This window comes from Moorena sp. SIO4G3 (assembly GCF_010692305.1).
GTDB classification, from domain to species: Bacteria; Cyanobacteriota; Cyanobacteriia; order Cyanobacteriales; family Coleofasciculaceae; genus Moorena; species Moorena producens_A.
The window spans coordinates 49,807-75,865 of record NZ_JAAHIG010000010.1; the positions used below are offsets into that span (position 1 = coordinate 49,807).

Sequence of the window (26,059 nt, forward strand, 5' to 3'; positions counted from 1 at the left end):
TAAAGCCTAAAACTCCCTCTCTAACCAATCTTCACCGACTCGAATCGTCAGCTCAGATTTGAGATGACCAGTAGAGGATGCTTCTACTCTACCTAGTCCCAGGACTTTTTTGACAATATCTGCTGTTTTTATGTCCCCTTGCTGAACAATAATCTCAGTCTGGGACAAGCGGTCAGGCCAATCTGAGACATAATAGACATTGTAGAAGTCATTTCTGGCTAAATACCGGGCAACACGGCGACCAAGTTCTGGGTCATCGGTAGCATTTTGAACCGCAATTCTGACCCGATGGGGTGAACGGCGGCGCCTTAATGAACTCTTGTATTTGGGCTCTTGTTCGAAATAGTCACTCATCACTCGGTCTCGCCCTCGTGAATTCATCAGCCAGTAACTGGCAATGTATTCATCAGCGTTGCTGAATCGACCGGGCAAGAGTACCATTCTGATATTATCTTTACCAACCTCTAGACCAAAACCAACCAGTGCCAAGATTTCCTCTAAGCTGAGATTGGTATCAATATACTGCTGCATCACTCGCAGGATTTTTGGTAAACGAGGCACTACACTGGGAGTAACTAAACGCTGGCGCAGTGCCTTGAGTAAGATCTGCTGCCGCTGTATCCGAGCAATATCACCATTGTCTTTTCGGTATCGAGCAAATTGTTCCGCTTGGTCTCCATTCAAGGTTTGCCACCCTGGTTCTAAATCAATTTCCAGTTTCTGAGTGAGATCTACATATTCCATCTTCTCAGGCACAAAGACTTCCAGGCCACCGACCAAGTCCACAAGTTCCCGAAATGCATCAGTGGTAATGCGCACATACCTATCAATGGGTACATCATTTAAGGTACGGCTAACCACTTCTGCGGTTAAAGTAGATCCACCTTTGACATTGGCATCGTTAATTTTAATTATCCCAACACCCGGAATTTCTATTCTGGTATCCCGTGGAATTGAAAGCATATTCACGGAGTGGTCTTTGGGGTCTAAGCGCAACAGCAACAGGGTATCACTGCGACCACCAAAAACCTCTGGGGAACCTGGCAACGCATCTGGGACTCGGTCTATACCCATCACCAGGATATTGACTGGTCGTGACAGGTTGTAGGGAAAATTTCTACGAGAAGATTTGTGGTCAGAAGCAGCTGGTTGATTCTGGGGGATTTTAGCCTTTTCGGGTTGAGAATGGGATTTAATCAGGGGCGACAATGGGGTAACTAGGGCTAAGGTCGCTCCCAAAGCCGCAGAAATAACGGCTGTCAGGACAAAAGCGCTACTCCAGAATACCCACCGCAAATAGGGGGCAAGGGTTAATCTTAATCCAGAGACAGAAGCGTCTAGGTCTGTAGTCAGGTCAAGCTGAGAGTAAGAGACTCCTGTATCACCCTCTTGGGGTGATGGTTGGGGTGTTGAAGCTGAGGCATTATTAATCACACCTGTATCCAAATTTACCTATGAATTGTGATGACTATTAAAGGATTCAAGTTCCAAGCCTATAGTTGGCTATCCAATTAAACTGTAGCCTTTGGCTACAGTTTAAGATATTGTTGTTGGCCTATTAGTCTATAAGTCTAGAAGTCAAAGCCAATAAACCATTTTGCCTACCTTCAAAGTGGCTTCATTGAAAAAAGCGCTTTGGCTACCCACGGCTAAAGCTCTTGGTGAAAGCGCTTTGAGGAACATCTAAGAGTGATTAGTCCTTTGTGATCAATGCACAACACGAATACCTGAATAGGGATGAAGGAATTGGTGGACAAATGACTAATTTTAGGACTAATGTAACGACTAATGTAATGGCTAAACAAGTACTTTAACCATTTTTCATAATCTACAGCCTATACCAGCTGAATCAGGGAAAGTGAGGTTAGTATGTAGCAGAAAACTACAGTTAAGCCTACATCATGGATAACTCTCTCATCCCTGTGATTCTTGCTGGTGGCAAAGGTGAACGGTTTTGGCCGTTGAGCCGTAAGCACCGACCCAAGCAGTTTTTATGTTTGGATGGTAGTGGCAAGAGTCTTTTGCAGGCAACGGCTGACCGATTGAGTAAGCTGACGGTCGGGCCAGAACAGTTGTGGGTGATTACTTCTGCTATGTTAGCTGAGGGGGTGACTCAACAACTACCATCATTACCCCAGAAGCATCTATTAGCGGAACCAGAAGGACGGGATACAGCACCAGCAGTGGCTTGGGCAACTCTAGAAATTGCCAAGGCTTACGGAGAAGATGCGGTAGTGGGCTTTTTCCCTGCTGACCACTGGATTGAAGATGAGCAAGGGTTTCAGCAAACTATCAAGGCGGCTGCTCAATTGGCTGCCGCTGAGTCATCGATTGTGACCTTAGGCATCACGCCCCAATACCCTTCCACGGGCTACGGTTACATTGAGCAAGGTGAGAAGACTGGCACGTTTGAGGGATTGCCAGTGTATCAGGTCAGTCGGTTCACCGAAAAGCCAAACCAGGAGACCGCTGAGGAATTTTTGTCTACTGGTCGATTCAGCTGGAACAGTGGGATGTTCATTTTCCGGGCTGGGGTAGTTTTAGATGAATTGCGCACCTATGCACCAGAAATTATTGCCCCTTTAGAAGAAAAAGGTGTGGCGGCTTATGCTGAGCTAGAGAAGAAAAGTATTGACTACGCTTTGATGGAAAAAACACAGCTAGCTTATGTTTTACCAGCCTCCTTTGGTTGGGATGATTTGGGAGATTGGAATGCTTTAGAACGCCTGCATAATGGCGATGCTAAAAATGTGGCAATGGCTAATCATGTGGAACTGGATACTCAAGGAGCAATTGTCTACTCCAGTAGTGATGATGAGGTGATTGTTACTATTGGTTTAGACGATGTGCTGGTGGTACGCGATCGCAATGCTACGTTAATTGCCAAAAAAGACCGTACCCAGGACATAAAACAAGCGCTCAAAATTCTCAAAGATAATTCAATTTTACAAGATTTTTTGTGATTAATCGCTTGTAATAATTCCTAGGTTGAGCCACATTATAATTACGATTAACCTCAGATTGCTTCAGAATATATAGTTCAGAGTTTTATCATTATTTATGAGTCAGTGGTGCTCTTAATTTACTGACTAATTTATCTAATCTGAACTAGAAAAAAAGATAAATTAAAAATATACAAAGTTAGGCGATATTCAATGAAGTGTATAAACAGGGAACAGGGAACAGGGAACAGGGAACAGGGAACAGGGAACAGGAAACAGGGAACAGGGAATAGGGAACAGGGAACAGGGAACAGGGAACAGGGAACAGGGAACAGGGAACAGGGAACAGGGAACAGGGAACAGGGAACCGAAAAAGTATGGATTTTTAGGAAATAGTTAACATATCATATAAATGCCTAACAAACTATAACCAATAATAATCTATTATGACTAATATCAATCTAATCCATAAAACTAAGTATTTTAAATTATTTTAATTGATGTTTTTTTGCGGCATGGGTGAATAAATTTTATGTCTGCTTATTTAAAATTATGTGTTTTTAATATCGGAAGGTCTCTGGCTAGATTACTAACGCCTTTTTTAAATAAATAAGGTTATCCCACTGTCAATCCTTAGCCATACACCTTAGTGATACAAAGTTTTGTTTATTTGTGAATGATTAATATAAAGGATTAATAGATAGTAAGCAAGAGAAGGCGATGCTCGGTAAGATCCGCTACGCGAGTCACGCTAAGCTTCCGCGCTTATGCGAACGCAAAAACCTTGGAACACAACTAACCCTGAACATAAAGTAATCTTGACAAAAACAGAAATAATGCTTTGGTATTGTGGCAGACTGGAAAACTTGTCCGGCGGTTAAACCTTACCCCAATCTAACCTAAGGTTAAAAAACAATAGTTTTACCCTAATTGAGCCAAATTACTGATACTAGAGCATCGGCTCAGTAATAAAAATTAACCGATTAACCCGATATGTGGATTGACAAAAAATTGCTCGATTCCCATCCCTCCATCCTGCCATTTCCCTATCTTCCCATCCCTACTCAACCCAGTTTGACGATCACAACAAGCAGTTAGCTAATATGCATTGAAATTCCCAATCGCGACCCTTATGCAAAAGCAGACCATCTACCAGTATCCCCATCTCCCCATCTCCCCATCTCCCCATCTCCCCATCTCCCCAAAGCGCCCCTATTCACAATTTCAATGTGTGAGATAGGGGTTATGCGATGAAGCTTCGCTTCCGCTAAAAGCGAACGCATCTAGTCACTTTTCTCCCTGCAACAGAAAATTGCCAATATGAGGATACTGTGAAGCCATTGCCCACTATAATAAAGTCTTGTTAAAGAGCAACTCCTAGAAAAAATGGCAATTTGAGGCTCAATCCTGATTTAGATATGCAAACCGGGAATATTCCTTTGCTAAACCCAATAGCAAGCCATTATCCTGCCATTGGTTGCTAAATTGAGCAAGAGAAGTAGTTCTGCTAAGACTAAAATCAACTGTAAAATCTATGCCAACTTTTCGTTATATATTAGCTGTAGGTGTGGGGACGGCAATTGCCTTGAGCGGCATGGAATCCGGAGCCTCAGAAGATTTACCATCACTTACTAAGCCTCAGAATAACTCAGTAGCTACACCTAACCCAGAATCCTTAACAGAAGCAGCCCCAAACCCAGAGGGAGGGGAGCTAGTGCTAGAAGTCATCAATAACACTAACCCAGCTCCCAAACAACCAGAGCAACAGGAGTCTATTTCCTCTGTAGATTCCTCACCTTCAGAAGCAGAATTAGTCCAAGAAATTATTGATCAAACCATCCTGCCTAGTGATCAGGCAACGCAGGAGGAGTCGATTCCTGCTGTGGCTGAGTTGGCAGCGCCATCGCAATCCGTAGACGTTGGTGAGGATACGGTAGTTGAATCTGCCACAGGGGAAAACCCTGAGTTAATGTCACAAACCTCTGGAAGCTCAGGAACCTCTGGAACCTCAGCGCCAGAGTTTCTTGATCCTGACCCCAATCCGTTATCATTTCCCACCCAAAGCCAGGAAGTGCAGATAGATGTCACACAGCCAATTACCCTCCAACAGACCATAGAATTGGCAAAGCGTAATAATCAGGAATTACAGCAAGCGCAACTGACCTTGGAACGTAATCAGTTTGTTCTTCAAGAAGCCTTAACTGCTTGGTATCCCAGTTTGTCAACAAGTGCGCAAATTAATTATGGACAGGGTGCAAGAGGCCAGATAAGTGCTCAGGCAACACGTGACGCTCAAGGTCAAGAGACTGTGCCACCAGCTCAGCGTACGCCAAACCCTGGGCCGTCAGGAAGTTTCACTGCAACCCTAAGTTTAAATTATAACCTATACACTGGTGGGCAACGACCAGCACAAGTCCGTCTAGCTGAGGAACAGCTAAACTTACAGCAGCTGGAGGTAGAACGCCTCTCTGAAGAGATTCGACTTCAGGTCACCCTTGCCTATTACAATTTGCAAGAAGCTGATGCTCGAGTTGAGATTTCCCAAGCGGCAGTCACCGAATCCGCTCAGATTCTACGGGATACCGAGTTACTGGAACAAGCTGGTTTAGGAACCCGATTTGAGGTCTTGCAACAGCAGGTTGAGCTAGCCAATGACTCTCAAGGGTTGACCAACGCTCTGAGTGACCAACGTATAGCCCGACGTCAGCTGGCGGAGTTATTAAACTTATCTCAATCCGCAGAAATTACCGCAGCCGATCCCATCGAAATTGCTGGAAGTTGGGATTTATCTCTAGAACAGAGCCTGATCCTGTCTTATAAAAACCGATCTGAGTTAGAACAGCAACTGGTACAACGAAAGATCAACAAGGAACAGCGCACCATTGCTCTGGCTGCGGTCAGGCCCCAGTTGAGTGTATTTGGTCAAATCGACCTATTGGATGACTTAAATGATACTTTGGGTTTTGGTGATGGTTACTCGGTAGGGGCACAATTCCAGTGGAATTTCTTTGATGGCGGAGCAGCCATGGCCAGAGCAAAGCAGGAAGATATTGATGTTGCCGTAGCTGAAAGCAGTTTTGCTAACCAACGGGATCAAATACGCTTTGAGATCGAACAAGCTTATTCTCAATTAAACTCCAATGAAGAGAGTATTGAAACCGCATCCTTTGCCCTAGAAGTAGCAGAAGAGAGTCTCCGGCTAGCTCGGTTACGATTTCAGGCAGGGGTTGGTACCCAAACCGACGTAATTAACCAGCAAACTGCCCTTACCCGGGCTAGGATTAACCAACTTACTGCAATTCTGGGCTACAACCGCGCTTTGGCCAACTTGCAACGGGCAGTGAGTAATCTACCAGACAGTAAAGTTAGTGATATTCCCTAGTATTTCATCTTAATTGAATTAAGGGGTAGACTAGACTTGTCCCAACTAGGCACTAGGTATTAGACCCTAAGTATTAGATCTTAGGTATTAGGCACTAGGTATTAGACACTAGGTATTAGGAACTAGGTATTAGACCCTAGGTATTAGACCCTAGGTATTAGAGGTTAAGGACTAATCTCTAATATCTAATAGAATTAACCTTGCCCTAACTCGCAAAACTAAATTGACAGAATACCTGCTCTGGTTTAGAGTTAATGGTTTATGGCCAACTTAGCCATGAACCATTGACCAGGGATGCTTATTTTTTAACATTCCTTAATAAAATAGAAATACTATCAGAAAATAAGATCAGACTTGGGACAAATCATGGCTAATATCAAATTTGTCAAGGAAGACCAAGAAGTCATTGCTGCCAATGGAGCGAACTTACGAGAGAAAATGCTGCAAAATCGCATAGATCTCTACACGTTTCGGGGCAAACTGGTGAACTGTGGCGGTTATGGCCAATGTGGTACCTGTATTGTGGAAATTGTGGCAGGCATAGAAAATCTATCCCCTAGAACTGAGGTAGAAAATCGGAAACTAAAGAAAAAGCCAGATACTTACCGATTAGCCTGTCAAGTCTTGGTGAATGGACCGGTGAGTGTTAAAACTAAACCAACCCTGAAGAGCAAATCCCCATCTGGTGCCATCTAACCATAGCGAGGGATTGTCAGCTGAATACCCCTGCTTATATACAGATGATATAGACGTGTAGATATAGAGGTGTACATAGGGTTTATAGCATTTATCAATTGGGTTAGGTGCTTTCGTCGTGGGTTTGAACGCGAACGCGTGGCCCATTCGCGAAGGCGTGGCCCAAAGGCCAAGGCTAGGGAGTAGGGAGTAGGGAGTAAAGCTAGGGTAATTGAATGTACCTCACAAGTATTATCAACCAACGCACTTAACTAGCATTAGCCTGATTTCGCCCTGCCAGGCTTCGATTTTTATCTTCTATTTCTACCAGCGGTGTTGAATGGTATCCTATAGCTGGTTGGTTAAAAACGATTTAGAGGAAGTAATAATCATGCAAGTAAACGATCTAGGGTTTGTTGCCAGCATTTTGTTTGTGCTGGTTCCTGCGGTTTTCCTACTAATTCTTTATATTCAAACCGCGAGCCGTGAAGGCTCAGGAAACTAGTTAGCTTCATCCGCCAGAAGCCCCACTTCCGAATCCTTCGAGCCGCACGGCGACCTAGGAGCAAGATCGGCGTGGGATGAATGGCGGAGGCGGAACTTTGATACTTTGCTATCGTCTATAATCGTCTATAATGGAAGTAGTAGGGAAATAAATTAAGAGCTAACCGCCACCTACTAATTAAAAAAAAAGAACCTTTTGTATTGTTCCGGTGCAGAGGGGCATCCCTTGTCGTTAATAAAGCTTGCCGAACGCGCCCCGCGTGGCCTACGGCCTTGTATCCTAACCGTTGGGTGGAGTTGGCAAGAAGCCTACACTGAAATCGTTCGCGTAGCGTCTGGCACTGCCAGTAACAGTCAGTGTAGGAGTATGTCACCTAAAGGTCAGCGTGGGATTCTTACCAGGATGAAAGTCCAAGGGGTTTTTTGTCTAACGTTGTCTAACGTTGTCTAATTAATTTCAATTAAATAACGGTGAAGTTGACTTATCACGCCACTAAAGTAGGCGGGATAAGTCAGCTATTGTTACTCGATTTATGACTCTCCCTCCCACCACTAAAGTAAGTGAAATCTCAAGTAGGTGGAAGTTTAAGTATAAAGTCATTAACCTTTTGTCATTAAGCCTTGATCAGAAACCCTTTTTAAGCAACTTGTAAGCAACAAGAGGTTTACTGGCAATACTAATGACTAATGGCTAATGACTAATGGTTAATAACTGACTGCTTCAAGTAGTTGTGCGTGATAACAACACTGGGCAATTGGCTTTGACTCTGACGTAGTCTGATAAAGAATTCCCCAGTAATCGATCTAAATCTACTAAACTCTTGGCGATAGAAGGGCGACGGTCAGGAGAACCGAGAATCAGCAAGTCGATGTTCTTGTCCTCTGCTAACTCGCAGATTCCTGGTCCGGCCTTACCGCCACTTAGAACACAACGGTAAGAAACACCTAGCCTTTTGGCTTTTGCTGCTGCGTCTGCCAGAACTGGGTCTGCTTCTGCATTGCTCATCAGTTGGTCAGGTTTGGCTTCGGGGATGACACGAGCTAGATATAGTTGAGCATTCTTCATATCTCGCACTAGGGATAGAGCCAACTCGAAGGAATTTTGAGCAGCATCAGATTTATCCATTGCGACCATAACCCGTCTGATTTGTTTGACGTAGACATCGTCTTTGACCAACAACATTGGGCGGGAGGACAATTGGAACACATATTGGCTAACGGAGTTTTCTAAAATCGCTTCTAGGCGAGTTAGTCCTCTCGAACCCATAATAATCAGGTCGGTTTCTTCTTCGTCTGCCACTTGGGTAACGATATTTTTAGGGTCTCCTTGTTTCAGTCTGGGAGTGATTTTGCTGGGGTCAACCTTTAACGACTTGACCGCATCTGCTAATATTTTACCCCCCTCTTTTAACTTAGCTGACATGGCTTCAGCTGTGACTTGAGGAGGCACCACATGTAGGACTGTGACCGATGCCTGTTGTATGGCAGGAATTTCGGCCAACATGTTGAACATTTCTTCACACAGTCCCCGACCAGCTACAGATATTAAAATTTTTCTTATCATTGGGCAATTCTTGCTGGAGTTACTAAATTATGATTGGTTACTGACCATTGAGATGAAAAATTGAGTTGCAAAATTGAGTTGCAAAATTGAGTTGCAAAATCTAACAATTAACCCTTAAAAATTTTTGGTAAATTGTCTGGCACTTACTTCAAACTCAACTCAATGGTATTAAGCTGTGGTACATCTAATTGCCACAGCGCGAATCCTGATTTTCTGTTAATTGTTAACCACCAAAAGTTAACGAACAGAAATCAAGTTTAGATATGCCAGTTCAATCCCCAGCAACCCGTGACATCAGATAGTTGTCCGGTAGGGGTTGGGGGTTTGACTTTACCTGGTATATACTGACCAGGATACTGATAATGAGGCTAGAAAATTTTGAAAATTTATTAACGGCGCTCAGAAGACAGCACTCCTTGATAAGTGAGGACTATCACGCCTAGCTTCAGTATTAGCTTCAGATCTATTAAGCTAGGTAAGTAGCTTGGAGACTCCAAAGTCTCAGAGGTGTTAGGGCAACAGGGTGTATAGCGCGTTGTCTTCGTTATACCTAACCCACCGGAACCATGGGAAAAAAGCGATACGCCGTCCGAAGCCCGGTGGGGAGTAGTAAACCTAGTCTTCGTCTTCTTCTTCCTGTGTTGGATAAACAAAGCTAGAACGCCCACTCAGGACTGCTTTACCGAGAGAGAGGGCTTTTTGTGCTTCCAGATGCGCTTTGCGCTTCCAGTTAGCTTTACGTTTATCCCGTTTGGATTTGGAGGTTTTCTTCTTAGGAACAGCCATAAGTGTAATTTATTTAAATTGTTAGACAGCTTTTCTATCTTATTTCATTGTCTTGTATCTCGGTCTTCTATCTCGTTGTCAGGTAATGATGACTCAGGAGCCTGGTTGTTGGCTGGCGGCTCAGGAGCCTGGTTGTTGGCTGGCGGTGCTTGAGGACTTGGGGAAGCTGTTTCCAGTGACTGTGGCTGAGTTTGAGCAGAAAAATCAGGTTCCTCAACTCGCAGTAGGAACTGGGTATTGGGAAAATAAGTTGCCCAATACTTGGCATCCGGTCGTCTTTGCCAGGATGGACGGCTGACTTCTAACAACAAGACTGGGGCAATTTCTCCTTGATTTTGCCCTAGAATAGTAATCGCTACCTTTGTAGTCAAAATATCACTATCGAAGCTCCGTTGAGCTGCTGCTCTAGCAACTACTTCAGCACGGCGCATAAAGCCTTGGTAAGTTTCGTCAGGCTCACGATTCAGGGTAACATTAATACGAGCTGTCTTGGCTTCGGCGCTTTGGGGAACAATGGCAACTGTGGTCAAGCAACTAACCCCTACTAAGCCTGGTAACACCAATAGCCGGATTACTTTGGACAACATAGTATTGTATCCTTTGATTAGGCTGAAAAAAGGTCAATTCTTATCATGAAGGAAAATCTTTAAGTCAACTAGATTGACAGAAAGTACTTCGAGAGCCTTGAAAGGTGGACTAGGTTCGATAGTGTTATAATTGATTAATTAATAAATAAAGTTAAGCCGTTAGGTTAAGCTAAACAGGGTTAAATTAGAATTTGCCTGTAAGGGGAAACTACAGCAATAGTAATAAATTTAGGCATACCTAAAATTAGGTATAAAATTTACGAGTTTCAGCCGCTAGGGTATGGGGTAAATGGCAAATTACGCTGGTATAGCAATTGGCATCAACCACTATCAGTTCTTACAACCTCTAAACTATGGTCAAGCAGATGCTCAAAGACTACAAGGTTTTTTTGTAGAGCAAGCTCATCTGCAACCCAGTGAGTTTCTTTTATTAACTGATACTTCACCACCGATTGATGATGTTTTAACCTACCCCAACCGAGAAAATATTTTAAGATGTCTCGACAGGATTCGCCAGAGTCCAGCTTCCCGAGAAAGTTGGCGTTGGTTCTTGTTCAGTGGCTGCGGGGTCAGTTGGGATAAAGTTGACTACCTCATGCCGATTGATGGCAACCCAGATGACATTCCAGGAACAGGTATACCAATAGAATGCCTGTTTTCCTCTCTCAAGACTATGGGGAGCAATAAAATCCTGGTATTGTTAGACATAAACCGATCACCGGGAATGCCATCTGGTGAACCGGTTGGTGCTGAAACAGTGGAATTAGCCTACCAAATGGGTATTTCCCTGATACTTTCTAGTCAACTCAACCAGTTTTCTCACGAAGCTTCGGCTCTAGGGAATGGCTTATTCACCTCAGCACTTCTAGAAGCACTGCGTTACTATCATACTGACATTACCCTTGAGAATCTTGAAGAGTATCTAAGGGAGCGCCTACCGGAGTTGAGCCAACACCATTGGCGACCAGTTCAGATTCCTCTGACGGTGATTCCTTTACAGGAGTATCGACAACAACAAATTTGGCCTGAAGGGGCAAGCTCACCACCAGAAAATCAATGGGCTGACCCGAACACTGACTCAGAAGCTACCAAGGTAGTTCTTTCCGAAGATGGGAATAATCTTGAGGTGCGACCCAAGGCCGGGTTCCCCGGCCTTGGAGGCGCGCACCTTGAGAGTGAATTTACGAAAAAACCTTTATCGGTGGTAAAGCAAAACCCGAATAGCTCTTTACCCACTAACACTGACAGCTCAAACCAAAGGTTATCTGACTCAGTAGCTTTAGTTTCTTATTCAGACAGCCAGCCTCAAACTGATACAGAAGAGTTATCGTCATGGCGAGAATGGTTGTTTTGGGGTAGTGGTATAGCTTTGTTGTTAGGACTAGTGAGCTTAACTGTTGTCCGTAACCAGGAAGGCTTGATTAGCCAGCAGGTGATTAAAGAAACAGACACTAGCACATTAACTACCAAATTACCAGAGACTACTAAGGTCAGGAATTCCCCAGTAACATTGCCTACAGCGTCAAAATCCCAGGCAACTCCAGCTCCCTTGCCAAATTCCAAGAGTAAACCCCTGGAAACTAAACCACAGAAATCCCTGGAACCGAGTCTGATCAAGGCGAATCAAGCAGCTTTGGACCAGGCAAGACAATTAGTTGAACCGAAACAGGCATCTGTGTATAGCGATGCGATCGCAATTGCCCGTCAGGTAAAACCTGGGGATCCTCTTTATGAGCAGACACAAAAATATATCACTCGTTGGAGTCAGTCAATTTTGGCTCTAGCCACGAAACGGGCAAAAAAAAGTGATTTTGAAGGAGCGATCGCAGCTGCCCAGCTAGTTCCTGAAGATAACCCTTCTGTTTATGCTTTGGCTAACGATGCCATTAAACAGTGGCAGATTCTCGCCCAACAGAAGTCTCAGAATCAACAGACTATCCAAACAGCCATCAAACAAGTCCAACGTAATCAAGCGTCTAGTTATAATCGTGCGATCGCAACCCTGCGTAAGATTCCACCGGGTCAACCGAAGTATGCCACAGCACAAGCGTTAATTGCTCAAGCTAGCGATAAGATTTATGGGATTGCTAAGTCCCGTGCCTCGCGAGGCAAGTTTCTCTCCGCAATTAACACAGCAAAATTAGTCCCCAAAGATACCCCTTACTATGAGGCTGCCCAAGAAGCGATCGCTAGATGGGAGCAAGGTAGACCTTGATAGCCATTTGGGTTGAAGGTTACAGGTTGAAGGTTACAGGTTGAAGGTTACAGGTTGAAGGTTACAGGTTGAAGGTTACAGGTTGAAGGTTACAGGTTGAAGGTTACAGGTTGAAGGTTACAGGTTGAAGGTTACAGGTTACAGGTTACAGGTTACAGGTTACAGGTTACAGGTTACAGGTTGCCAATTATACATCCGGCTTTCAGTTGTTAAGGCTCTAATCTTCAACCTACCCTACACCGGACCCCTAGGGAGAACAACCATCTAACCTTGGCCTATTGGCCACGCTACGCGAACAACCAACTAACCTTGGCCTATTGGCCACGCTACGCGAACAACCAACTAACCTTCAACCAACTAACCTTGGCCTATTGGCCACGCTACGCGAACAACCAACTAACCTTCAACCATCTAACCTTCAACCATCTAACCTTGGCCTATTGGCCACGCTACGCGAACAACCAACGAACCTTGGCCTATTGGCCACGCTACGCGAACAACCATCTAACCTTCAACCATCTAACCTTGGCCTATTGGCCACGCTACGCGAACAACCAACGAACCTTGGCCTATTGGCCACGCTACGCGAACAACCAACGAACCTTGGCCTATTGGCCACGCTACGCGAACAACCAACGAACCTTCAACCTTATAACTGTCAAAGGTTACTCTATGGTATAATCTCAAATAACTAAGCCAGAGCGGAGGGCACGGACAGCTGCTTGAGTACGGTCATCCGCACAGAGTTTATTCAAGATATTTCGGACATGAGTTTTGACAGTTCCCACAGTGATATATAACCTTTCTGCAATAACAGCATTGCTGCAACCTTCTACAATCAACTGCAAAACCTCTAATTCCCTTTCCGTTAAAGGATAAGCTTCAATCATTTGATTGTATTCATTGGGAGCAGCATGGATAGCGATCGTTTCACTAGCGTCAGCATGCTGAGTATGTTTACTTGGTTTGATCTGCTCAAGTACAATTCTGGCAATGGCTGGATCAATCCAAGCATTACCTTCATAGGTCACTTTCAGAGCTTCTACCAATTGATCAAAAGTTATATTTTTCATGCAGTAAGAGTCAGCTCCAGCAGCGAAAGCTGCTAGTACAGCTTCTTGATCATCCTGCAAGGTCAGTACCATAATCTTGGTGGGGAAATCATCCTGTTTAGAATCATCCTGTTTAGCTTGAAACTCTTTGAATTGTCTAGTTAATTCAGTTCCATCCATGTCAGGAAGACCAATATCGACAATTCCGATATCTGGTCTAGATTCCGCGAGTAACTTTAGTCCTTCAGTAGCATTGGCTGCTTCGCCCACCAATTCAATTTCACCGTTTTGTTGGAGGGCTGTTCGCAGACCCATCCGAGTCAGATCATGGTCTTCAATGAGAGCCACACGAATTTTACCCATCATTAACGTCTAGGGGTGTGAGATTTATAGTTTATTGATTTTTAGAGTAATTTTGTAAAGTTTTGGTAAAAATCCTCATTATCTCCACCTATTGGTAGTTGTAGATATTTATGAGTTTGGGATAGAGTTTCCAAAAGAGCATCTCTTGGCAACGATCACTTAAAGTTAGCTGGAATGAAAGCATTTGTCAAAAACTATTACGGTATCAGATATAAAGTTCTTGAGAAGTTACAGGAGGTGCGACCCTTGGCGAATTTAATTCGCCAAGTAAGAGCGCACCTATGGGTAGTTACTTATTATAATCTTTACACTTTATGAGTATAAGGGGTTAGTGGTGCCAAAACGACTTGTCATAGGGGTTGGCACGATTTCCCATTCCAACGGTGAGAGGAAATTCTCAACAGGTCCGCGCCCGTTCGCGCCCCGGGTCAGCTTTGCCGAAAGGCGCACCGACCCGGGAATTTGATTCTTAATGCAGAAAGCGCACAAACAGCTGAAAGCGCACCTATCACCTAGCGTAGCCATTTGCTTAGCTTCGGCCCACAGGCGGATCAAATGCGCTTATTAAGTAACGCGCGGTAGCCTCACCACCAGAAAATGACTAATTCCCATAAATCCTACTCTTTATGGTCATCTGCAGAGCATCCTACGCACCGTGATCCAACAGCAGGATAAAATAGGGGGTAAAACCCCATAAAAAATCTATCTCAGGGAGTTTGTTTCTCAGGAAATACCACTGGAAAATTAGGATTGATTCATTCCAATCGGATTGGTTCATGCCCTAGGTCAGTGAAATTACTAAGCAGCGTGAGTTTTTAGACAAGTATACTCATGCGTAGTCGATGATAATCGACTAGTCAAATGTTCTGGTGATACTACACAACCTTGGGATTTCCTCTACCTAGTCAGATCAGTATTTTTACTGAAGCTCTCTGACTAGTACCGAGGTAAGGTAGAAGCCTACAATTTAAAGGGACGTGGAGAGATTGTCAAGTCCTAATGGTTGACTAAATTCGTGGAATATCTAAACTCAATCAATAGAGTATGCTCAATATAATTAATTAGCCTCCTCAGGTGTCGGTTGTCAGTCAAGAACTGTTACTACCAACTATCCACTAATCATTAGCCAATAATCAATGACAACAGCTCAACCGCTAAATCATGGACGAGATTATCAGACTACTTATCGTAGAGGATGATCAAGTTAACTGCAAAGCCATCATTAAAGCTCTTAACAGAGGGGGTATACCCGTAAAAATAGCTGTTGCAGTTGACAGCAAAAGCGCCTTGTCGATCATCGCATCACGCTGCGCCAACTCTACCCTTACCCAACCGAGTTTGGACTGCATTCTATTGGACTATAACTTACCGGATGGCGACGGATTGACTCTGGTTCAACAAATCCGTGATGCTGGCATTGAAGTGCCTGTGATTGTTTTGAGTAACCAGGGGAACGAGCAAATTAACGAGCAAATTGCGGTTGAGCTGATCAAATCTGGAGCATCGGACTATCTGACCAAAAGCCAAATCTCACCCGAAAAGCTTTTACGTAGTATCTCTAATGCGGTTCGCCTCTACCGCGCAGAACGGGAAGCGCTCATAGCTCATCAGCGGCTCAAAGAAAGCGAAGAACGCTACCGCTTGGTGCTAGAAGGTTCCAATGACGGGATCTGGGACTGGAACCTGATCACTAAACAACTGTATTGTAATGACCGCTTCTATGAAATTACTGGCTTGTCGGCTGAACAGATAGGGAAGTACCACCATAACTTTTCTCCTGATCTGTTATTTAAGTTACTAAATTCCTCAGATCTACTCAAAGTTACTAAGGCGGTAGCTAGTTACCAACAAGATTATCTTGAACTGGATGTAGAATTTCACCTACCCTTTGCTTTTGGAGAAGATCGCTACTGTACTGCTCGTGGCAAAGCCCAGTTGAATGATCAAGGAGTACCATTCCGGATGTCTGGTGTAATTACTGATATTACTCAGCAGAAGCGAGCAGAACAATCCCAGCGATTTCTGGCGGAGGCTTCTGCTGTACTTTCAGCTTCCCTCGATTACCAGACTACATTGGACAATCTAGTGCAGCTGGTAATCCCTCGCTTTGCTGATTGGTGTGCCATTGATGTAGTATCGCCAATTGATAGCTATGATACTCCCGAGTCTTACCAGCGTCTTGCGGTTGCCCATGTTAACCCAGAGCAAGAGGAGTTGATTTGGAAACTGCACCGTTGCTACCCTCCCCAGGGGGATGAAGAGTATGGCAATGGCAAGGTTTTACGTACAGGTTGTACGGATACCTATTTTGAGGTTTCTGATCAATTCCTAAGTGCTGCTGCTGAGGATCCTGACCATCTCAGGATGTTACAGGCATTGAAAATTAAGTCTTACATTTGTGTACCATTACGAATGGGTTCACAAATCTTGGGCTCAATTTGGTTTGTCAGGAGTGACTCAGGTCGCCGCTACAATGAGCTCGATGTCAAGTTGGCTGAGGATTTAGCTAGTCGCGCTGCCCTAGGCACTGAAAATTCGCGGTTATACCGAGAGGCAAACCAGGCGAGTGATGATCTCAGGCAGGTAATTACGATTCTCAATGAACAGCAACAGCAATTGAGAACCCTACACCAGTTGACTAATCTCCTCAATCAACGGCTGACTAACCTTCCAAATCTGTTGCAAGAGATCGTATCTGAGGTAGTTAAAGCGATTGCTGGGGTTGAATTTTGTTTCATCATTCTCAATAATTCCCTCGGTAACCCTGAAGTCTTAAGGGTTACCGAGGGAATTCATACACAAAAGTTCCTCTGGGAAGACATCTTGCCCCTTGAGGAAGGGTTACTCTCTCAAGTCTTTTTAACTGGAAAATCTCAGTTAATTCAGCGCAAGAGTTGGGATTACCGGCATCCGGAAGAGGAAGTACCTACAGCTATTTACGCTGTGGCGATTGAGTCTGTGCAAGCAGGACGCTTGGGAGTACTAGCTATTGGCAATTGGGAAGACCCAGAGGCATTAGACCAATCAGGTCGGAATCTGCTAGGAGCAGTGGGTGAACAAGCTGCGATCGCAATTGATAATGCTCGCATGATTAATGAACAAGCCGCGATCGCAATTGATAATGCTCGTATGATTGAAGCCTTAGAGGAGCAAGAAGCACGTTTAGAGTTTCAGAACACTATGCTGGCTCGCCAGAATCGGGAACTCGAAAGGAGAGATGCATCCCTCAAGCTACAGAACCTGCAATTGTTGGAAGCAGCACGATTGAAATCCCAGTTTGTTTCTACGATATCCCATGAGTTACGAACTCCCATGAATGCCATTATTGGCTTTTCTCAGCTGCTATTGCGTCAGCGTCAGGGATCCTTGACCCACCAACAAGCAGATATAATCGAGCGCATTGTGAATAATGCTCAACATCTACTGACTCTAATCAAGGATATGATTGACCTGTCCAAAATTGAGGCAGTTTGTCTGGAGTTAACCTTGGAAAGTTTGCATTTGGACAGGTTGATCAAAGAAACCATCAATGAATTCCGTTGCCTAGCCGATCAGAAGGATTTAGGGTTATATATCCAAACCAATTTACAAAATCCCATCGTAATCAATGATAGCCTCCGCCTGCGGCAGATTTTGGCCAATCTGGTTTCCAATGCCATTAAGTTTACCGAAATTGGCAGGATAGAGGTGGTAGTCAAGGAAATTTCCACCGACTGGCTGATTCTCACTGTTAGGGATACAGGAATTGGAATTGCCCAGGATAACTTAGAGCATATTTTTGAGGAGTTCCAACAAATTGATCAAACCACAACTCGCAAATACTCGGGTACCGGCTTAGGACTGGCAATTACAGAATCTTTAGTCAAGTTGATGCAAGGAACGATTACGGTAGAGAGTAAGGTGGGTAAGGGGTCTACCTTCCATGTCAAGTTTCCTCGACGAGTAAAAGCTTCTACTCCCGATTGTCTTGATTGCGATCTACCAAAATCTAAAACCCTAGCTTGTTCGTTTTTGCCCCAGACTCTTAAAGGATTTCGTGCTGGAAGGGTAATTTATTAGGTTTCAGGAAAATCATCAGCGACTCAACCAAGCGATCGCTTCTCGAATCCAATCTTCCGCATTCTTACTTTTAGCTACCTGAGCATCCTCACTAATAGCATGGAGTGCTTGAGCAATTTCATCATTTTCATATCCCAAAGCTAACAGGGTCATCTCGACATCTTCCTGAATCCCTGGTGAGAGTCCATTAGGAGATAGTGGGGACTCTACCTCCGATACCTTATGCCATTGAGCCAACTTCGTTTTCAGTTCTAGAGCAATGCGTTCAGCGGTTTTGCTACCCACACCAGGGGTTTTGGATAAGGCACGAATATTACCTGTGACAATCGCTTGGACTAAATTAGGCAATCCCAAGGTGTCTAGTAGTGCGATCGCTAATTGAGCACCAATACCGTTGACACTAACTAACTGACGAAACAAATCCCGCTCAGCGGCTGAAGCAAAACCGTATAGCACCTGTTGCTCCTCCCGGATTTGCAAATGGGTGAAGATTTGCACGGTTTTTTCCGATAAAGCTACGGGCAACTCCTGGGACAAACGGCGAGTGATTTGTATTTCATACCCAATGTAGTTGACATCTAGAATCAGAGTGACGCGATTACCAGTGCTTTTTTGAATGCTAGCTACTGTCCCCTTGAGATAGCTGATCATTAGTTGAAGGTTTAAGGTTCGTTTAAGGTTGAATGTTTAAGGTTGAATGTTAGTTTAACCTTGGTTTAAGGTTGTTCGCCTTTGGTGTTCGGTGTAGGATAGGTTGAACGCGCACCCGTGGCCAAAAGGCCAAGGTTTGTTGGTTGAACGCGCACGCGTAGCCAAAAGGCCACGCTTGGTTTAAGGTTGTACTCCACCACGAAAATACTGAAGGATAGTTGAGAGCATAACCTGCAACCTACCAACCTGCAACTTGTAACTCGATTAACCTGCAACTTGTAACTCGATTAACCTGCAACTTGTAACTATTAACTATTTCTTATTTATTGGCGATCATTACTAATAACTCAAAAAGCTAACTCAAAAAGCTAAAATAATTCAAACCTTCGATTATACCACCTGCACAGTTAGCTTTAGCCAGGTAATGGTAATCTGCTGAGTTGTTTTCGTACCACTGGCGAAGTTCTGGTCGGGCGTTACCCACTATAATTCCTCGGGAAAAGCCAACGCTAAATAAGGCAATGTCATTTCCTGAATCGCCACAAACCACTGTCCGTTCCGAATCAATTCCCCACTGTTGCCGTAAAAACTCTACTGCTAGACCTTTATCACTATTGCTGGGTAGAATGTCTAAGTCTTTCCCACCACTATAGATCAACTTGAAATTAACACCCCTTCCTTGAAGCTCAGAGTCCAGTTGAGGTAGCACCCTCAAAGCTGCTTCTTCGGTCAGGTGATAGCTGACTTTAAAGGGACGTTGTTCTGATTCTACTTGGGGAATTAAGTCAGGATACTGGGCAGCGGTTTCCACAATCATGTCCCGATCCCAGCCTTCAGATAACTTGGAGAACCAGTCTGGATTGGGCGTATCTTGGCCATCATTATCATAAATTTCTGTACCCACAGAGGTGATCAGAGCATCTGGATCAAGAAGTGGCTTCTCGGCTTTCAGCTGGTGGTAGGAACTATGGGATCGCCCTGTAGCATAAACGATTCTTGTACCATGTTCTTGGCGATGCTGACTTAGCAGAGGGTTCAGTTTAAGCAGAGCCTCATCATCCCCTACTAGAGTATTGTCAAGGTCAGTTACAAACAGAAATTTAGTCACGAGATGCTAAGAGGTTCGGGTATTGCCTTATTGTCCTACATAGTTGGGTTAAAAATCATAGTTGGGTTAAAAATCATAGTTGGTTAATCGCGTTTTGGCTACAATTGAAATAGCTATATCCCCTGGTACCAAGCGCAATCCCTATGACGAACGAGAGTTAGAAAGTTATGGCTCATCTCAAGCAACGCCGCCCTCAAAATATCAGTGGTGACTTTTACGTCGATAGCAGCTGTATTGATTGTGATGCCTGCCGTTGGATGACTCCGGAAGTGTTCCATCGTGCTGATCAGCAGTCTGCCGTTTATCATCAACCTGCTAATGAGACAGAACGCTTGAGAGCTCTTCAAGCCCTATTATCTTGTCCCACCTCTTCTATTGGTACTGTTGAGAAACCTAAAGAGATTAAAGACGCTCAGCAGAGTTTCCCGATACCAGTGGCAGACAATGTCTACCATTGCGGCTACCATTCAGAAAACTCTTATGGTGCTGCTAGCTACCTTATCCAACGCCCCCAAGGCAATATTTTAATCGATTCTCCCCGCTTTACACCACCACTGGTCAAAGCTCTAGAGGCAATGGGTGGGATTCGCCACATGTACCTGACCCATCAGGATGATGTGGCAGATCATCACAAATACAGACAGCATTTCCAGTGCGAACGCATTTTGCATATAGATGAAATTACCACTGATACCCGTGATGTGGAAATTCAGCTCACTGGTTCTGAGCCTTATCCCTTAGACAATGACCTGTTGATTATCCCAGTTCCTGGTCACACCAAAGGTCACACTGTTCTACTGTACAACAACAAATTTCTCTTTACCGGTGACCATCTTGCTTGGTCTGATCAACTTCAGCAACTGATTGCCTTTCGTCGCTACTGCTTCTACTCCTGGCAGGAATTAATCAAGTCAATGGAGAGGTTAACCAACTACTCTTTCGAGTGGGTATTACCAGGACATGGACGCCGGTATCATACTGATATTAAGACTATGCAAGATCAGCTGAACCAGTGTCTTGTCTGGATGAAGCATCAAGGATGAAGCATCAAGGAGCAAATTAAGTTACTACGTGACATACTCCCACACTGACCTACCGGTTGAGTGTGGGCTTCTTACCAACTCCACCTATCGGTTCGGATACTCGGTAAGCTTTATTAACGATACGGGATGCCCCTCCGCACCGGAACAATACAAAAAAGTTCTATTTTAATTAGTAGGTGGCGGTTAGCTCAAAATTTTCTTCCCTACTACTTTCAGTATAGATCTTGGTACTCAAAACGGCAAAGATCTTGTCCGCGATTCATCTGACACTCATGGCGTAGCATGTTCGTTGTGAGGCATAAGAGCGGATGAAGCTAAAATCATCCCCCTCATCCCTTTGATGCCCCTACTTTCGGAAAACATACCCAAGTCTTGGGTTTATCCCTGATTACCATCACATTTCAGCCATCCAACCAATCACTCTAGCTCAACACTTTTGCCAAAAGGTTTTTGATCTCGTCCCCACCTTGGCTTTGAACGAAAGAGAGGACAATCGGTAGAAATTTGGAAATCATATCACTATCCATTTTTAGTTGATCAAAACCTCCTACGAGGCTAGCTATAGTGCCTAATTGTCCAACGCCACCGCCCATTGATGCCGCTAATCCTCCCAAGGCTCCCATCATGCCACCACTTTTTGGTGCTGCTTGGAGCAAATCATTTATCCCTGGAATATATTGCGCTACTTGGGCAAAACTCTCATCTCCCAGCTTGTCCTTGGCCAGTTGGAAAATAAGTCCAGCTCCGCCTTGGGCTTGATTTTCTTGCACTCCCAGATTTTCAGTTAACAGTTGAATCAGTTCCATAGATGCTCTCTTGTTGGATTGCGATATCGTTGCCGCCTTAATTTAACATCCGATAGCAAAAATAATCATTTATTTACATTTTTTTAACATAGTTATCTATTACTATTTATAGTTTATAGTTTTTAACACAACCCATAAAATTTATACACAACTAGTGACTTAGAGCAGTAAGTTCCTTTTTGGGCTATAAGCTAGGTGAATTTAAGGGTTAAGGAAATTAACAAAAAATTAATCATTAATCTATAGCAATCCGATCGGATTCGTGAACAGTAACAGGTTTTACTCAGGATTCAGGAACTATCGGAGTCAGGGCGATTTTCAAGAAAAAATTGCTAAATTACATTTACTAGATTACATTTGATTACAGGAAACCGCTCGAATCTTAGCTAAATTACTAAAAAATCTAAAGTATTGATAATATAAATAAAATATCGCGCTTAAGCTGAATAATTGTTTTCCAAGTTACGTAAAATAAAATCCAGAGGTGCGACCCAAGGGCGATTTACTCGCCCATTGGAAAGCGCACCTAATAAAAGACTTTGACCTATCTGGAGGTTTCTATGGTCAGCTACGCATCACCAATGGGAATGGGAGTTAAGTTAACAGCTAACCCAGGGGATAGAATTGCCACTGAACCCCAAACTATTGAGGAAAAAGCGAAGCAGGTTGCTGTGGATACGATTGATATTACAGGGGATCACATCAAAGTTCCCACTTACTTCGTAGTGAAATACCCTGATGGTGACACCAAGGCACTACACCATGTGAAGGATGCTGAAGCAATTTCAGATCTGATTCGGCAGATGCAACTTCAGCAAGAAGAATGGCCTCAAGGATCACAGGAAGTTAAACATTGGTTGAACCTACCTGGTATGCTTGTAATATTGGCTGGTTTCTTAATGACTTCCATTGTCCTAGTCGGTATTTTCTAACTGCACTAATCCTGCACGAGTAATGATGGATAATGAGTGATGAATGATGAACCTTAGAGAATAGCTAGGGTTGTATCATTCATCCTTCATGGTTCATGATTTGCAGATTAGATTCGATTAGATGCCATGGGTTCCATTTTTAACTTACCTAACCATCATTTGAGGCGGTGTTGTGCGCCACAATTGCTCTAAACCAACTGCTGGCATAGTTAGATACAACAGATCACCAGCGGCTAGGTTAAGTTCCAATAAATCCCAGCCATGAATCGTTTGATACTTAGTTTCTACATACAATGGCACAAAGTCAGCAGATCTGGCAGCATCTTTAACACGGCGTCCACAGAAGGGATGCTCGGTGGTAATTTTAGTGGCTAAGGCAACCCAAAGCGTATCACCAATCATACCATTGCCTAACACTTGTCCACCTAATGCGGCAGCTGCAAAGGAAGGGGTGGCTAATTCTGTGGGAGACAATACTGCTTCAAATTCAAACACTTGCTGTACCATGTGGGAAAAGTGCGGGTCTTGATTGCGGACAACCACTGACAATTTTGAAGCTAGACTTTTGGCACTAAGAGCAATTTCTAAATTGGCTGTATCATCACTAGTAACTGCTAAAAGGGCTTCTGCTCGTTGGATGTGTGCTGCGGTGAGTGTAGCAGGTAAACTGGCATCTCCGTGAATGACTGCAATACCAAGAGAACGAACAATGTTCAGGAAACGATTGTTGGGGTTACTTTCAATCACCACCAATTCATGGCCTTGGGCATGAAGTTGGTAGAGGATTTGGACTCCTACATTTCCCAGTCCACATACAACGTAGTGATTTTTGTAGGGAACTCTCGCAGCATCCCAAAACTGTTTGAGTCGGGTACCTAAGACAAAATCGTTTAGCAGAGCATAGCAAATCCCAATCACACCAGCCCCTACTAACATCATCACAGCAGTAAATACCTTAATAGTGTCTGGGGACTTTTCTGCTACTTCTTCTTGACCACCAGCACCCGTAATCATACCCACAGAAAAATATAGAGCATCAACAATAGAGGTTTCTAAGTTGACACACACATAAGTCAATGTGGCTGTAAAAATTATCAGGAGTAGGAAAAGGGTCACTACTAACATTGGTTGAGCATGATGCTGAAACTGTTGTAAGTTTGTGAAAACTTTCAGCAGTTTCTGTAGCCAGGATTGGCGTTTAGGACGAAACCGAGGCTGAGTACCAATAATTAAGCGATCGCCAGGTTGTAACTGTTTGCCCTGAGCTACTGCGGAAACTAGATCTAAGTTCGAGTCCATCGGTAGGTAGTAGATCAACATTCGCGTACGCTCATCCCAAAGGTCACTCAACTGTGTTCCCATCCAAGGGTGGCTTTCGGTGATAATTTCTTCCTGTATCGGCCAGGTTTGATTGTGTAGCTTGAGTTGCCCAATCGCTTGATTCCCCATTGCTGCGAAGGCAAATACCGGTGCTGCTAGAGAAGAAACACTCATGCTGACATGATCCGGTAGGGTCTGATCTAAACGAGTACCCAAGCTGCTATTAAACAATCGGTTAACGATCCGAATCCGGGGATTAATCACTCGTGCCTGAGTCAGGATTGCCAGATTGAGAGCATCGTCATTACAGGCGAGAACTAGGGTTTGGGAATGTTCGAGTCCAGCGGCAAGTAGGGTAGAAACAGCCCGCAAGTCTCCAATAATAATATTGTTTTCGTCACCAGGCATTACTCTGTTGCTGATGCCAACAACAGCTACTCCCTGCTGCTTCAGTAAGCGGAATATTTTGTATCCAGTGCGACCCAAGCCACAGATAATGATGCGGGGTTTCATGTGTCAACCTTGTTGACCGAAATAATTGTTGTCGTTTTGCATCTAGCTAAGTGTTCTTTTACAATTCTTATCCAAGATAGCTCAAAGAACTGTAGCCGAAGACACTGCTGCTGGGAAAGAAAGGGTAAAATCTCGCCCCGTAAGCGATTGAGGTAAGCTCGCGCATACCGATTAACCTTATCCCCTGCTCCTCTGCGTGCCTGCTTCGCAAGCCGATTCAATATATAAATTAAAATAAAATCAATAAATTAGATATATAAATTAGATGATGTAGATGCCTCAAAGCTTATCACTCCCTCGACCCGTCACCCCCTGATCACTTCATCTTCACAGGAACTGGCTATAAATATCTACCAAGGTTTACTAGGAAAGGGGTAGCCTCTCAATGGCTGGAACCCTGTATTGACTTAATAGGGCAACCTCCTGCTCGTATATGAACTCGCTGTAGTCAGCTAGATTGTCCAGCCCCAGAAAGTTGAGGATGATCTCAGCTGCTAGCCAAATTGTTATTCTAACCAATAATTGCCGCCATCGTATTATCATTGCATCAGACCTCCTGAGTATAGGTGAGGGAGGTTAGGTTTATAGTTGTAATAATCTGTTCAATTAAGTTATCAGCCTCAATTTTGTCTTTTATGCGCGCGGTATGGAGCAATTCCGTCCCGGTGTGCTTACAGTCGTCGAGTTAAATTCGCCACGGGTCCGGTCCCAGGAAGCTAGTTACAGTCTTGAATACTGATGTGGCTGATTCTGTTGGCAAAATGTTGAATTTGTGTATAACTCGCAAAACTTACCTCAACGAACAGTCCCGGTGTGCTTACAGTCGTCGAATTAAATTCGCCACGGGTCCGCTCCGCGTGGGTTTTCGATTCAATTCAAACTTGATAGGGCACGCTTCGGCAATGTTTAGGACTACAGTAGTAGTCAAACATAGCGTTATAAGCTATTTTGGGGCAGATAAACTAGGATTTAGGAAAGAGGCAGCAATGGGATATCACGTTATTTACGATGGCGACTGTAATCTTTGTGTGACTCTGGTACAGCTATTAGAAAATCTGGATCAGGGCAAGCTATTTAATTACATACCCATGCAGGATAAAGAAGCTTGCGGCAAATTACGGGTAACACCTCTTGAGTGTGAGATGGGTATGATTTTGATCGATGCTTCTTCTGATGATTGCCGATGGCAAGGAAGTGATGCCGCTGAAGAGATTGGGCGTCTATTGCCATTGGGTAATATCTTTGTATCGGCTTATCGGGCAATGCCTGGGGTGAAGTCGTTAGGCGATCAGGTTTACGAGCAGATTCGGGATAATCGTTACACTTGGTTTGGTAAGCGTTCTACTACGTATAAATCAGTTTACCCAGTAGGTTGCAAGGCTAATCCGAGTTGAGGCTAGACTAGAGACTCAATCAACTTTTATCCACGCTTCTTATAGGAATAAACACACCATCCCCTATTATAAACTGTGGGGATAAGCTTAACCTATAGGAAAGTTCAATGTAATGTATTAAAATACTTATTTTCCTGGACTGATCATCTGATCGTGATGGGTT

Annotated in this window: 21 protein-coding genes; 11 read left to right on the forward strand and 10 right to left on the reverse strand. The window is 44.0% G+C overall.

All coding sequences use genetic code 11. From position 1 onward, the window contains the following. Positions 1-6: 6 nt before the first annotated feature. Positions 7-1,446 carry an LCP family protein gene (locus F6J99_RS03275; RefSeq protein WP_293060766.1) on the reverse strand — a complete coding sequence of 480 codons (1,440 nt, stop codon included), beginning with the start codon at positions 1,444-1,446 and terminating at the stop codon, positions 7-9. 455 nt (positions 1,447-1,901) lie between these two features. On the opposite strand from F6J99_RS03275, the gene F6J99_RS03280 reads away from it, so the two are divergent. Together F6J99_RS03280 and F6J99_RS03285 are read left to right on the forward strand one after the other, a co-directional pair. Beyond that, the gene (locus F6J99_RS03280; RefSeq protein ID WP_293111687.1) at positions 1,902-2,963 is read left to right on the forward strand and encodes a mannose-1-phosphate guanylyltransferase; all 1,062 of its coding nucleotides are present in this window, start codon (positions 1,902-1,904) and stop codon (positions 2,961-2,963) included. Positions 2,964-3,155: 192 nt separating this feature from the next. Beyond that, positions 3,156-3,338 (forward strand): hypothetical protein, encoded by a 183-nt coding sequence (locus F6J99_RS03285; RefSeq protein WP_293111688.1) that lies wholly within the window; start codon positions 3,156-3,158, stop codon positions 3,336-3,338. A gap of 734 nt (positions 3,339-4,072) precedes the next feature. Here F6J99_RS03285 and F6J99_RS03290 read toward each other — a convergent pair. Beyond that, positions 4,073-4,225: a hypothetical protein gene (locus tag F6J99_RS03290; RefSeq protein WP_293111689.1), complete on the reverse strand. Its 153-nt coding sequence runs from the start codon at positions 4,223-4,225 to the stop codon at positions 4,073-4,075. A gap of 251 nt (positions 4,226-4,476) precedes the next feature. Here F6J99_RS03290 and F6J99_RS03295 point away from each other — a divergent pair, with 251 nt between their 5' ends. The 3 genes from F6J99_RS03295 (at position 4,477) to psbM (ending at position 7,504) form a co-directional block, all read left to right on the forward strand. Next, complete coding sequence (locus F6J99_RS03295; RefSeq protein ID WP_293111690.1) at positions 4,477-6,324, forward strand: TolC family protein; 1,848 nt, start codon at positions 4,477-4,479, stop codon at positions 6,322-6,324. A gap of 366 nt (positions 6,325-6,690) precedes the next feature. Next, positions 6,691-7,020: a 2Fe-2S iron-sulfur cluster-binding protein gene (locus F6J99_RS03300; RefSeq protein ID WP_070393096.1), complete on the forward strand. Its 330-nt coding sequence runs from the start codon at positions 6,691-6,693 to the stop codon at positions 7,018-7,020. A 370-nt stretch (positions 7,021-7,390) separates the two neighbouring features. Further along, positions 7,391-7,504 carry a photosystem II reaction center protein PsbM gene (gene psbM / locus F6J99_RS03305; RefSeq protein WP_044495836.1) on the forward strand — a complete coding sequence of 38 codons (114 nt, stop codon included), beginning with the start codon at positions 7,391-7,393 and terminating at the stop codon, positions 7,502-7,504. A gap of 720 nt (positions 7,505-8,224) precedes the next feature. Here the strand turns inward: psbM and F6J99_RS03310 are convergent. From F6J99_RS03310 to F6J99_RS03320, 3 genes are all read right to left on the reverse strand, one after another. Further along, a complete protein-coding gene (locus tag F6J99_RS03310) occupies positions 8,225-9,067 on the reverse strand; it encodes a universal stress protein (RefSeq protein ID WP_293111691.1) in 843 nt (280 codons plus the stop codon). Between the two features lie 615 nt (positions 9,068-9,682). Beyond that, complete coding sequence (rpmF, locus tag F6J99_RS03315; protein WP_293027472.1) at positions 9,683-9,853, reverse strand: 50S ribosomal protein L32; 171 nt, start codon at positions 9,851-9,853, stop codon at positions 9,683-9,685. Between the two features lie 44 nt (positions 9,854-9,897). Beyond that, the gene (locus F6J99_RS03320) at positions 9,898-10,440 is read right to left on the reverse strand and encodes a hypothetical protein (RefSeq protein WP_293111692.1); all 543 of its coding nucleotides are present in this window, start codon (positions 10,438-10,440) and stop codon (positions 9,898-9,900) included. 289 nt (positions 10,441-10,729) lie between these two features. On the opposite strand from F6J99_RS03320, the gene F6J99_RS03325 reads away from it, so the two are divergent. Together F6J99_RS03325 and F6J99_RS03330 are read left to right on the forward strand one after the other, a co-directional pair. Next, positions 10,730-12,655, forward strand: coding sequence for a caspase family protein (locus F6J99_RS03325; RefSeq protein ID WP_293111693.1), 1,926 nt, complete (start codon positions 10,730-10,732; stop codon positions 12,653-12,655). 270 nt (positions 12,656-12,925) lie between these two features. Beyond that, entirely contained in the window at positions 12,926-13,336 is a 411-nt protein-coding gene (locus tag F6J99_RS03330) for a hypothetical protein (RefSeq protein WP_293111694.1), read from the forward strand. 2 nt (positions 13,337-13,338) lie between these two features. On the opposite strand, the gene F6J99_RS03335 is transcribed toward F6J99_RS03330, so the two are convergent. Next, the gene (locus tag F6J99_RS03335) at positions 13,339-14,070 is read right to left on the reverse strand and encodes a response regulator transcription factor (protein ID WP_293060811.1); all 732 of its coding nucleotides are present in this window, start codon (positions 14,068-14,070) and stop codon (positions 13,339-13,341) included. 1,161 nt (positions 14,071-15,231) lie between these two features. On the opposite strand from F6J99_RS03335, the gene F6J99_RS03340 reads away from it, so the two are divergent. Continuing rightward, positions 15,232-18,129: an ATP-binding protein gene (locus tag F6J99_RS03340; RefSeq protein ID WP_293111695.1), complete on the forward strand. Its 2,898-nt coding sequence runs from the start codon at positions 15,232-15,234 to the stop codon at positions 18,127-18,129. 15 nt (positions 18,130-18,144) lie between these two features. Here F6J99_RS03340 and ruvA read toward each other — a convergent pair whose 3' ends face one another. Next, positions 18,145-18,780: a Holliday junction branch migration protein RuvA gene (gene ruvA / locus F6J99_RS03345; protein WP_293111696.1), complete on the reverse strand. Its 636-nt coding sequence runs from the start codon at positions 18,778-18,780 to the stop codon at positions 18,145-18,147. Positions 18,781-19,135: 355 nt separating this feature from the next. Continuing rightward, positions 19,136-19,888 carry a sucrose-phosphate phosphatase gene (locus F6J99_RS03350; protein ID WP_293111697.1) on the reverse strand — a complete coding sequence of 251 codons (753 nt, stop codon included), beginning with the start codon at positions 19,886-19,888 and terminating at the stop codon, positions 19,136-19,138. Positions 19,889-20,055: 167 nt separating this feature from the next. Here F6J99_RS03350 and F6J99_RS03355 point away from each other — a divergent pair, with 167 nt between their 5' ends. Continuing rightward, a complete protein-coding gene (locus F6J99_RS03355; RefSeq protein WP_293111698.1) occupies positions 20,056-20,931 on the forward strand; it encodes an MBL fold metallo-hydrolase in 876 nt (291 codons plus the stop codon). A 422-nt stretch (positions 20,932-21,353) separates the two neighbouring features. Here F6J99_RS03355 and F6J99_RS03360 read toward each other — a convergent pair whose 3' ends face one another. Beyond that, entirely contained in the window at positions 21,354-21,779 is a 426-nt protein-coding gene (locus F6J99_RS03360; RefSeq protein ID WP_365972516.1) for a DUF2780 domain-containing protein, read from the reverse strand. Between the two features lie 518 nt (positions 21,780-22,297). Here F6J99_RS03360 and F6J99_RS03365 point away from each other — a divergent pair. Further along, positions 22,298-22,669: a hypothetical protein gene (locus F6J99_RS03365; protein ID WP_365972508.1), complete on the forward strand. Its 372-nt coding sequence runs from the start codon at positions 22,298-22,300 to the stop codon at positions 22,667-22,669. A 144-nt stretch (positions 22,670-22,813) separates the two neighbouring features. Here the strand turns inward: F6J99_RS03365 and F6J99_RS03370 are convergent, their stop codons facing one another. Beyond that, complete coding sequence (locus F6J99_RS03370) at positions 22,814-24,502, reverse strand: NAD-binding protein (protein ID WP_293111699.1); 1,689 nt, start codon at positions 24,500-24,502, stop codon at positions 22,814-22,816. A 986-nt stretch (positions 24,503-25,488) separates the two neighbouring features. Between F6J99_RS03370 and F6J99_RS03375 the strand changes: the two genes are divergently transcribed. Next, entirely contained in the window at positions 25,489-25,896 is a 408-nt protein-coding gene (locus F6J99_RS03375; protein ID WP_075899731.1) for a DCC1-like thiol-disulfide oxidoreductase family protein, read from the forward strand. The last annotated feature ends 163 nt before the right edge of the window (positions 25,897-26,059 follow it).

Coding starts and splice junctions, on each gene's coding strand:
- F6J99_RS03280 (WP_293111687.1), top strand. CDS start 1,902: ATGGATAACTCTCTCATCCCTGTGATTCTTGCTGGTGGCAAAGGTGAA.
- F6J99_RS03285 (WP_293111688.1), top strand. CDS start 3,156: ATGAAGTGTATAAACAGGGAACAGGGAACAGGGAACAGGGAACAGGGA.
- F6J99_RS03290 (WP_293111689.1), bottom strand. CDS start 4,225: ATGCGTTCGCTTTTAGCGGAAGCGAAGCTTCATCGCATAACCCCTATC.
- F6J99_RS03295 (WP_293111690.1), top strand. CDS start 4,477: ATGCCAACTTTTCGTTATATATTAGCTGTAGGTGTGGGGACGGCAATT.
- F6J99_RS03300 (WP_070393096.1), top strand. CDS start 6,691: ATGGCTAATATCAAATTTGTCAAGGAAGACCAAGAAGTCATTGCTGCC.
- psbM (WP_044495836.1), top strand. CDS start 7,391: ATGCAAGTAAACGATCTAGGGTTTGTTGCCAGCATTTTGTTTGTGCTG.
- F6J99_RS03310 (WP_293111691.1), bottom strand. CDS start 9,067: ATGATAAGAAAAATTTTAATATCTGTAGCTGGTCGGGGACTGTGTGAA.
- rpmF (WP_293027472.1), bottom strand. CDS start 9,853: ATGGCTGTTCCTAAGAAGAAAACCTCCAAATCCAAACGGGATAAACGT.
- F6J99_RS03320 (WP_293111692.1), bottom strand. CDS start 10,440: ATGTTGTCCAAAGTAATCCGGCTATTGGTGTTACCAGGCTTAGTAGGG.
- F6J99_RS03325 (WP_293111693.1), top strand. CDS start 10,730: ATGGCAAATTACGCTGGTATAGCAATTGGCATCAACCACTATCAGTTC.
- F6J99_RS03335 (WP_293060811.1), bottom strand. CDS start 14,070: ATGGGTAAAATTCGTGTGGCTCTCATTGAAGACCATGATCTGACTCGG.
- F6J99_RS03340 (WP_293111695.1), top strand. CDS start 15,232: ATGGACGAGATTATCAGACTACTTATCGTAGAGGATGATCAAGTTAAC.
- ruvA (WP_293111696.1), bottom strand. CDS start 18,780: ATGATCAGCTATCTCAAGGGGACAGTAGCTAGCATTCAAAAAAGCACT.
- F6J99_RS03355 (WP_293111698.1), top strand. CDS start 20,056: ATGGCTCATCTCAAGCAACGCCGCCCTCAAAATATCAGTGGTGACTTT.
- F6J99_RS03365 (WP_365972508.1), top strand. CDS start 22,298: ATGGTCAGCTACGCATCACCAATGGGAATGGGAGTTAAGTTAACAGCT.
- F6J99_RS03370 (WP_293111699.1), bottom strand. CDS start 24,502: ATGAAACCCCGCATCATTATCTGTGGCTTGGGTCGCACTGGATACAAA.
- F6J99_RS03375 (WP_075899731.1), top strand. CDS start 25,489: ATGGGATATCACGTTATTTACGATGGCGACTGTAATCTTTGTGTGACT.